The following is a 7,785-nucleotide window of genomic DNA, read 5'->3' on the forward strand; positions in this document are numbered from 1 at the left end:
ATTTGCTAGAGCGGGTCCGGGGGCCGCGCTGTGCGCGCGGATGCAGGGAGCGGATGGGGATGAGGCGGCGGCATCTGGTCTGGGCGGCGATCATCGCGGTCGCGGCGCTGGTCGTCTGGCAGGCAGACCGCCTGGCTCAGGCCCATGCCCTGCAGCGCGGGCAGGACCGCGCCGAGACCGCCCTGCGCCTGACCGAGAACGCGCTGGCGGGCTATCTCGCGCGCTATCAGTCGGTGCCGCTGCTGCTGGCCGATCTGGACGCCGTGCGCGCGCTGGCCATGCGCCCCGAAGATCCGGCCCGCCGGGCCGAGATCAACCGCCTGTTCGCCGCACGCAACGCGCTGCTGGGATCGTCCGACATCTATCTGATGCGCGCCGACGGGCTGACCGTCGCGGCCTCGAACCACGACCAGCCGCACAGTTTCGTGGGCCAGAACTTCCACTACCGCCCCTATTTCACCCAGGCCGCGGCGGGGCAGGCGGGGCGGTTCTTCGGCGTGGGCACCACGTCCGGCGTGCGCGGATACTATTTCTCGGCGCCGGTCCGCGACGACCGGGGGCAGGTCGCGGCGGTCATCGCGGTCAAGATCGCGCTGGACGCGGTCGAGGCCTCGTGGCGGGGCAGCGACCTGCGCATCTTCGTCACCGATCCGGACGGGGTGATGTTCATGGCCTCGGAACCCGACTGGCGGTACCGGGCGATCGTGCCGGTCTCCGCCGACTGGCGGGCGCGGATCGATCCGACGCAGCGATACGACGACATGGCCATCCGCCCGCTGGTCCATGAGGACCGCAGCCGGGGCGACGCGCGGCTGATGCGCATCGCGGACGGCGCGGCGCGGCGCGACTATCTGGCGGTGTCGCGCACCATGCCCGAGGCGGGCTGGACGGTCCATGTCCTTCTGGACACGGCCGAACTGCGCGGGCAGGCGCAGATGGTTGTGATGCTGCTGATCCTTGCGGGATGCGTGGCGGGGGCGGGGGCGCTGATCCTGCGCCAGCGCCGCGCCCGCATCGCCGAACGGCTGGCCATGCAGATCCACGCCACCGCCGAGCTGGAGCGCCGCGTGACCGAACGCACCGCGGACCTGGCGCGGATGAACCACCGCCTTGAGGCCGAGATCACCGAACGCCGCGCCACCGAGACCGAGCTGCGCGCCGCCCAGGACAGCCTGGTGCAGGTGGGCAAGCTGGCCGCCCTGGGCCAGATGTCGGCGGCGCTGTCGCACGAGATCAACCAGCCGCTGGCCGCGGCGCGCAACTATGCCGACAGCGCCGCGATCCTGATCGACCGCGGCGAGGTCGGGCGCGCCCGCGACAATGTGGGCCAGATCCTGACGCTCCTGGACCGCATCTCGGCCATCGGGCGGCATCTGCGCAACGCGGCGCGCAAGCCGGGCGACCGCCTTGGCCCCGTCCACCTTGCGCCCCTGCTGGTCGAGACGCGAATGATCATGGAGGGCCGGCTGGCCGCCATCGGCGCCGTGCTGGAGGAGGACATCCCCGCCGACCTGCCCCCGGTCCTGGCCGGCCCCACGCGGCTGCAGCAGGTGCTGGTGAACCTTCTGGGCAATGCCGCCGACGCGGTCGAGGGGCAGGCCGACCGGCGCATCACCCTGTCGGCCCGCGCGGTGGACGGGGCCATCGCCATCACCGTGCGCGACCGGGGACCGGGCGTGCCCGACGCGCTGGCCCTGCGCATCTTCGATCCGTTCTTCACCACCAAGGGGCCGGGGGCGGGCATGGGCCTTGGCCTGTCGATCAGCGCCAACATCCTGCGCGATCTGGGCGGGCGCATCTCGTGCCACGATGCGGGGCCGGGGGCGCTGTTCCGCGTCACCCTGCCGGTGGCCCATCCCGAACGGGCCGCCGCATGAGCGCGCCGCAGGTGATCCTGGTCGATGACGACCACCAGATGCGCAGCTCGACCGCGCAGGCGCTGGAGCTGGCGGGCGTGACGGTGCACACCGTCGGGTCCGGCCCCGAGGCGCTGGCCCTGGCCGGGCCAGGCTTCGACGGGATCGTGGTCAGCGACATCCGCATGCCGCAGATGGACGGCATGACCCTGATGGGTCATCTGCGCGACCTGGACCCGGACCTGCCGGTGATCCTGATCACCGGCCATGCCGACGTGCAGCTGGCCGTCAGCGCGATCCGCGCGGGGGCCTACGACTTTCTGGAAAAGCCCTTCGTGGTCCAGGACCTGGTGACGGTCATCCGCCGCGCCTGTGCCCATCGCGCGCTGGTGCTGGACAACCGCCGCCTGCGCGCGGTGGCGGGCAAGCGCGACGATGTCGAGGCGCGCCTGCCCGGCCGCACCCCGGTGATGGTGGACCTGCGCCACCGCGTCCGCGCAATCGGGGCGGCGGATGCCGACACGCTGATCGTGGGGCCGACCGGATCGGGCAAGGAGGTCGTGGCGCGCACGCTGCACGACATCTCGGCCCGCGCGGCGCGGCCCTTCGTGGCGATCAACTGCGCGGCCCTGCCCGAGGCGCTGATCGAATCCGACCTGTTCGGCCACGAGGCCGGGGCCTTTCCCGGCGCCCTGCGCCCGCGCTTCGGCAAGTTCGAGCATGCGCGCGGCGGCACCGTCCTGCTGGACGAGATCGGCGCCATGCCGCTGGACGTGCAGGCGCGCCTGCTGCGCGTGCTGCAGGAGCGAAGCATCACCCGCCTCGGCTCGCACGACCCGATCGCGCTGGACGTGCGCTTCGTGGCGATCAGCAAGATCGATCCCGCCACGCTGGTGGCACGGGGGCTGCTGCGCGAGGATCTGTACTGGCGGCTGAACGTCGCGGTGCTGCATGTCCCGCCGCTGGCCGCGCGGCGCGAGGACATCCCGCTGCTGTTTCTGCAGCTGATCCGCGAGGCCGCCGCCCGCAACAAGTGCCCCGAGCGCGAGGCCGGCCCGGCGCTGCTGTCGGACCTGTCGGCACGCGACTGGCCTGGCAACATGCGCGAGCTGCGCAACCTGGCCGAACGCTTCGTCCTGGGGCTGGAGGGGGCGGCCGAGGCGGACCTGCCGCTGGCCCGGCTGGCCGACCGGATGGCCGATTTCGAGCGCAGCGTGATCGCGGGGGCCATCGCCGCGCATGGCGGCCGGCTGCGACCGGTCTACGAGGCCCTGGGGATCTCGCGCAAGACGCTCTACGACAAGATGCAGCGCCACGGGCTGGACCGCCGCCTGATGCTGGACCCCGACGACGAGGACCCGGCCCGCCCCGACGGCTGACGACCCATGCGCCGGAAAATGGGTAGCGTTCCACACATCCCCGACCCCGCATGTCACCTTTCCTACCCATTTCCCGCTCGCGACGCCCGAAAATCGTCGCGGCCGCGTGATTAGCGTTTGGCGCTCCGCCCGGTGATGGCGCAGCATCCCATGCACGGGGCCGCATCGTTGAGGAGCGCGCGGCCCATCAGCCAAAACCGGGAGGAATCATGGCTTTCAAGACGATTTCGGCGTCGCTTCTGGCGGCGACCGTGCTGGCCGGGCCTGCGCTGGCGCAGGATTATCCCGCGCGCCAGATCACGATGATCGTGCCCTTCTCGGCCGGGGGGCCGACCGACACCGTCGCCCGCCTGGTGGCCGAGCGCATGTCGGCCGATCTGGGCCAGCAGATCGTGATCGAGAACATGGGCGGCGCGGGCGGCACCCTGGGCGCGGGCCGGGTCGCGGGCGCCGAGGCCGACGGCTACACGGTGCTGCTGCACCATATCGGCATGGCGACCGCCGAGACGCTCTATCGCAACCTAGCCTATGAGACGCTGGAGGCCTTCGACTATGTGGGTCTGGTCACCGAGGTGCCGATGGTCGTCGTCGCGCGCCAGGACTTCGAGCCGGCCGACTTTCCGGCCTTCCTGGAGTTCGTCAAGGGCAATGCCGACAACCTGACCCTGGCCAATGCGGGCATCGGTTCGGCCAGTCACCTGTGCGGCATGCTGCTGATGCAGGCGCTCGAGGCGCCGATGATCACCGTGCCCTATCAGGGGACCGGCCCGGCGATGACCGACCTTCTGGGCGGTCAGGTCGACGTGATGTGCGACCAGACGACCAACACCACCCAGCAGATTCAGGGCGGCACGGTCAAGGCCTATGCCGTCACCACGCCCGAGCGGCTGGAGCTGTTCCCCGACCTGCCCACCGGCGCCGAATCCGGGCTGGACGGGTTCGAGGTGGCCATCTGGCACGGCATCTACACCCCCAAGGGCACGCCCGCCGAGGTGAACGAGCGCCTGTCCACCGCGCTGCAGGCCGCGCTGGCCGATCCCGGCGTCGCCGAGGCGATGGCCGGTCTGGGCACCGCCCCGTCCTCGGCCGAGGACGCCACCCCGGCGGCGCTGCAGGCCAAGCTGGAGGCCGAGATCGCCCGCTGGCAGCCGGTGATCGAGGCCGCGGGCGTCTACGCCGACTGATCGCGCGGCCCCCCGCGGCCGGGCGTCGCGGGGGGCATCACGCCACGGGTAGGGAGGGGCGCATGTCCACCAACACCAACGACAAGACCGATCAGGCCGCGGGCCTGCTGCTGATGGGGGCCGCGGGCTTCTTCGGCTGGCAGACGGCCGGGCTGGAGATCGGCACCCTGTTCCGCATGGGGCCGGGCTATTTCCCGATGATCCTGTCGGGGCTGCTGTTCCTTCTGGGCGCGGCGATCTTCCTGAAGTCCTTCGGCCGTCCCGGAGAGCCCTTCGGACCCATCGCCTGGCGGGGCATGCTGCTGATCCTGCCCGCACCCATCGTCTTCGGCCTGACGGTGCGGGGCCTGGGCTTCGTCCCGGCGCTGTTCCTGGCGACGCTGATCGCCTCGCAGGCCTCGGTGCGGATGCGGCCCGCGGCGGCGCTGATCCTGTCGGTGGTCGTGACGATCCTGTCCACGCTGATCTTCAGCTACGGGCTGGGCCTGCCGTTCCGCCTGTTCGGACCCTGGGTCCAGTTTTAGGGAAACGCCATCATGGATCTTCTGTCGAACCTGGCGATGGGCTTCTCCGTCGCCTCGACCCCGGCCAACCTGGTCTTCTGCCTGATCGGCGTGCTCCTGGGCACGCTGATCGGGGTGCTGCCGGGCATCGGCGCCACGGCGACCATCGCCATGCTGCTGCCGATCACCTTCCAGCTGGAGCCGGTCAGCTCGCTCATCATGCTGGCGGGCATCTATTACGGGGCGCAATACGGCGGCTCGACCACCGCGATCCTGATCAACATGCCGGGGGAAAGCTCTTCGGCGGTGACGGCGATCGACGGCTATCAGATGGCGCGGCGGGGCAGGGCGGGCATCGCGCTGGCGACCGCGGCCCTGGGGTCGTTCTTCGCGGGCACGGTGGCCACCTTCCTGGTCGCGATCTTCGCGCCGCCGCTGACGGTCATCGCGCTGAAGTTCGGCGCGGCCGAGTATTTCAGCCTGATGGTGCTGGGCCTGATCATGGCCGTGGCGCTGGCCCACGGGTCGGTCATCAAGGCGCTGGCGATGATGGTGCTGGGCCTGCTGCTGGGCATGGTCGGCACAGACATCTATACCGGGGCGCCGCGCTTCACCCTGGGCATCACCGCCTATGCGGACGGGCTGAACTTCGTGGCCCTGGCCGTGGGCCTCTTCGGCATCGCCGAGATCCTGCGCAACCTGGAGGTCGAGCACACCCGCGAGGTGATGACCCGCAACATCCAGCGCCTGATGCCCAACCGCCAGGAGTTCCGCGAGATGGCGGGCCCGGTCCTGCGCGGCACCGGCATCGGCTCGGTTCTGGGCATCCTGCCCGGCGGCGGCGCGATCCTGGCCAGCTTCGCCAGCTACACGATGGAGAAGAAGCTCTCCAAGCACCCCGAGGAGTTCGGCCACGGCGCCATCGCCGGCGTCGCGGGCCCCGAAAGTGCCAACAACGCGGGCGCGCAGACCAGCTTCATCCCGCTGCTGACGCTCGGCATCCCGGCGAACCCGGTCATGGCGCTGATGATCGGCGCGATGATCATCCAGGGCATCGTGCCCGGCCCGAACGTGGTCAGCGAACAGCCGATGCTGTTCTGGGGCATCATCGCCAGCATGTGGATCGGCAACCTGATGCTGGTCGTGCTGAACCTCCCGCTCATCGGGCTGTGGGTCAAGCTGCTGACGGTGCCCTATTACGTGCTGTTCCCGATCATCATGGCGATGTGCGCGATTGGGGTCTATTCGGTCGACAACAACACCTTCGACCTCTACGCCGTCGCGTTCTTCGGGCTCTTGGGCTATGTCATGTCCAAGCTGCGCTGCGAACCGGCGCCTCTGCTCCTGGGCTTCGTTCTGGGCCCGCTCCTGGAGGAGAACCTGCGCCGCGCCATGATCCTGTCGCGGGGCGATCCGACCACCTTCCTGACCCGCCCGATCAGCGCGGGCCTGCTCTTGGCGGCGCTGGCGGTGCTGGTGCTGGTCTTCCTGCCCCAGATCCGGTCGCGCCGCGACGAGGTCTTCACCGAAGCCGACGGCTGACATCATGAAAGGACATCCAAGAATGACACCGATCACCAGACTGATGCAAGGGGCGGCGCTGGCCGTCCTGATGACGGGCGCGGCCGCGGCGCAGGACTTTCCCGAACGCGCCGTGACCCTGGTCATCCCCTTCGCCGCCGGCGGCTCCACCGACGTGGTGGGGCGCATCGTCGCCGAGAAGATGAGCGCTCAGCTGGGCCAGCAGGTCGTCGTCCAGAACGTCGGCGGCGCAGGCGGCAGCTTGGGCGCGGGGCAGGTCGCGCGGGCCGAACCGGACGGCTACACCATCCTGATGGGCACCGTCGCCACACATGCGCTAAACCCCTTGATCCTGACGCAGAAGCCCTATGACCCGGTCGCGGATTTCGCGCCCGTGTCGCTGCTGGTGCTGGTGCCGAACGTGCTGGCGGTGAACCCCGAACTGGGCGTCGACACCGTGCAGGAACTGATCGATCTGGCCAAGTCCGAGCCGCTGGCCTATGCGTCCTCGGGCAACGGCACGCCGCTGCACCTGTCCGGAGAGCTGTTCAAGTCGATGGCCGGGATCGACCTGACCCACATCCCCTACCAGGGGTCCGGCCCCGCGCTGACCGATGTGCTGGGCAATCAGGTGCCGATCATCTTCGACAACCTGCCCTCGGCCTCCAGCCACATCGCGGCAGGCTCGCTCAAGGCGCTCGGGGTGACGACGACGGAACGTGCCGCCAGCTTCCCCGACGTGCCGACCATCGCCGAGACGCTGCCCGGCTACGAGACCTATACCTGGAACGCGCTCTTTGCCCCGGCTGGCACGCCCCCCGAGGTGGTCGCGGCGCTGAACGAGGCCGCGACCACTGCGATGGCCGATCCCGACGTCCAGGCCCGCATGACCGAGTTCTCGGCCACCATCGTCGCCTCGACGCCCGAGGACCTGGCCGCGCATGTCCAGGCCGAGATGGAGAAATGGGCGCCCGTCGTGACCGACGCCCAAGTCCGCATGGACTGAGACCACGCCCGAACGACGCGGGTCCGCCCTTCGAGGGGCGGGCCCGATCCTGCGGACGCCCGGGCCTTGGTGCTGGCGTTCCATAACTCTGGTTATTCTTTGCCTGGATGTAGAAGCAAAGTAGAATTGTCGCGAACTTGACCTGCCACTGAACTTTCATCCAGCCGCGACCGGAGCCGGTAGCTGATTTACGCCTTTCGGCGTGGGTTGAGCAATCGCCCGGCGCGCGGAACCCTGATCGCGTGCAGCGGGACGGGCGATTGCGGTGGTCAGGTGCAGAGCAAAGCCTGCGGGGGTCTGGTAGCCGAGGGCCGAGTGGGGCCGCGCGGTGTTGTA

General features: G+C 70.0%; 6 protein-coding genes and 1 pseudogene. 6 read left to right on the forward strand and 1 reads right to left on the reverse strand.

What is annotated here, in order from left to right:
• Window positions 1–59 precede the first annotated feature (59 nt).
• The 6 genes from AC2SGK_RS12495 to AC2SGK_RS12520 all read left to right on the forward strand — a co-directional run bounded on the left by AC2SGK_RS12495 (window position 60) and on the right by AC2SGK_RS12520 (window position 7,449).
• Window positions 60–1,877: a sensor histidine kinase gene (locus AC2SGK_RS12495; protein WP_488323859.1), complete on the forward strand. Its 1,818-nt coding sequence runs from the start codon at window positions 60–62 to the stop codon at window positions 1,875–1,877.
• The gene (locus tag AC2SGK_RS12500; protein WP_488323860.1) at window positions 1,874–3,235 is read left to right on the forward strand and encodes a sigma-54-dependent transcriptional regulator; all 1,362 of its coding nucleotides are present in this window, start codon (window positions 1,874–1,876) and stop codon (window positions 3,233–3,235) included. The genes AC2SGK_RS12495 and AC2SGK_RS12500 overlap by 4 nt, the downstream gene beginning before the upstream one ends.
• A 209-nt stretch (window positions 3,236–3,444) precedes the next feature.
• Window positions 3,445–4,419: a tripartite tricarboxylate transporter substrate-binding protein gene (locus tag AC2SGK_RS12505; protein WP_488323861.1), complete on the forward strand. Its 975-nt coding sequence runs from the start codon at window positions 3,445–3,447 to the stop codon at window positions 4,417–4,419.
• A 62-nt stretch (window positions 4,420–4,481) separates the two neighbouring features.
• The gene (locus AC2SGK_RS12510) at window positions 4,482–4,943 is read left to right on the forward strand and encodes a tripartite tricarboxylate transporter TctB family protein (RefSeq protein ID WP_488323862.1); all 462 of its coding nucleotides are present in this window, start codon (window positions 4,482–4,484) and stop codon (window positions 4,941–4,943) included.
• Window positions 4,944–4,955: 12 nt separating this feature from the next.
• Window positions 4,956–6,464, forward strand: coding sequence for a tripartite tricarboxylate transporter permease (locus AC2SGK_RS12515; RefSeq protein WP_488323863.1), 1,509 nt, complete (start codon window positions 4,956–4,958; stop codon window positions 6,462–6,464).
• Between the two features lie 22 nt (window positions 6,465–6,486).
• Window positions 6,487–7,449, forward strand: a complete 963-nt coding sequence (locus AC2SGK_RS12520) for a Bug family tripartite tricarboxylate transporter substrate binding protein (RefSeq protein WP_488323864.1) — start codon at window positions 6,487–6,489, stop codon at window positions 7,447–7,449.
• Window positions 7,450–7,605: 156 nt separating this feature from the next.
• On the opposite strand, the pseudogene AC2SGK_RS12525 reads toward AC2SGK_RS12520, so the two are convergent.
• Window positions 7,606–7,785 (reverse strand): annotated as a pseudogene (locus tag AC2SGK_RS12525) (IS3 family transposase); the annotation flags it as partial.

It is taken from the genome of Paracoccus sp. NIOT.M2S5SZ12, assembly GCF_057748165.1.